Below are 1,287 nucleotides of genomic sequence, written 5' to 3' on the forward strand. Positions count from 1 at the left end.
CCTGCGCCGGGAGGGCCTGTACACCTCCCACATCATCGAGTGGCGCAAGGCCGCGGCCGCCGGCTCGCTGTCCGGGCTGGGCAGCAAGCCGCGGGACCGGCGCGAGCGGGAGCTGCAGGCGCTACGGGCCCGGGCGGAGAAGGCCGAGGCCGAGCTGGCCAAGACCAGGGCGGCGCTGGACCTGATGGGAAAAGCACACGCGCTCTTGGAGACGCTCTCCGAGAGCGCGGACAAGCCGCCGCGGTCGCCGCGGTGATCAACCCGGCCGTCGACGGGCTGGCCGAGCACGTCGGCACCGCGGCTGCGTGCGCGCTGCTGGGTCGCTCCCGCGCCAGTCACTACCGGGCCAAGAACCCGCCACCGCCACGTCCACGGACACCGCGGCCGGCACCGGCGAACAAGCTGTCCGCCGCCGAGCGGGCCCACGTGCTGGCCGTGTTGACCAGCCAGCGGTTCGCGGACAAGTCGGTCGCCCAGGTCTGGGCCACGCTGCTGGACGAGGGCACCTACCTGTGCTCGATGTCCACGATGCACCGGATCCTGCGCGAGCACGACATGGCCGGGGAACGGCGCCGGCAGGCGAGCCACCCGCCCCGGACCCGGCCCGAGCTCGTCGCGACGGCGCCGGGGCAGGTGTGGAGTTGGGACATCACAAAGCTCAAGGGGCCGGAGCGGGGCGTGTACTACGACCTGTACGTCGTGCTCGACATCTTCTCCAGGTTCGTCGTGGGCTGGACCATCGCGGCCCGCGAGGACGCCGAGATCGCCAAGAACCTGCTCGAGCACGCCATGGGCATCCATGGCGTGCCGGAGGCGATCCACGCCGACCGCGGGACCTCGATGACCTCCAAACCGGTCGCTCAGCTGCTCGTCGACCTCGGGGTGGCCAGGTCGCACTCCCGCCCGCACGTGTCGAACGACAACCCTTACAGCGAGGCGGCGTTCAAGACGCTGAAGTACGCCCCGGTCTTCCCCGAGCGCTTCGGGTCCCTGGCCGACGCCGGCGCGTTCGCCGAGCAGTTCTTCGCCTACTACAACCACGAGCACCGCCACTGCGGGATCGGGCTGCACACCCCCGCCAGCGTCCACTTCGGCACCGCCGGGCAGGTCCGCGCCCAGCGCCAGGCCACCCTGGACGCGGCCTACGCCGCCCGTCCCGAGCGCTTCGGCCACCGCCGACCCCAGGCGCCCAAGCTGCCCGAGGCCGCCTGGATCAACCAGCCCTCACAGGAGGCCCTCATACAGACCGCCTGACGGAATCTGTCTCACCCGCCTTGACACTTTCCG

The 1,287-nt window shown here is 71.6% G+C and carries 1 protein-coding gene and 1 pseudogene; both read left to right on the forward strand.

Translation table 11 applies throughout. From position 1 onward, the window contains the following. Window positions 1-256 (forward strand): annotated as a pseudogene (locus LL239_RS17475) (hypothetical protein); the annotation flags it as partial. After that, the gene (locus tag LL239_RS17480; protein ID WP_005052865.1) at window positions 253-1,254 is read left to right on the forward strand and encodes an IS3 family transposase; all 1,002 of its coding nucleotides are present in this window, start codon (window positions 253-255) and stop codon (window positions 1,252-1,254) included. The pseudogene LL239_RS17475 and the gene LL239_RS17480, both read left to right, overlap by 4 nt. The last annotated feature ends 33 nt before the right edge of the window (window positions 1,255-1,287 follow it).

Source organism: Microbacterium testaceum (assembly GCF_020781835.1).
Taxonomy (GTDB): domain Bacteria; phylum Actinomycetota; class Actinomycetes; order Actinomycetales; family Microbacteriaceae; genus Microbacterium; species Microbacterium testaceum_H.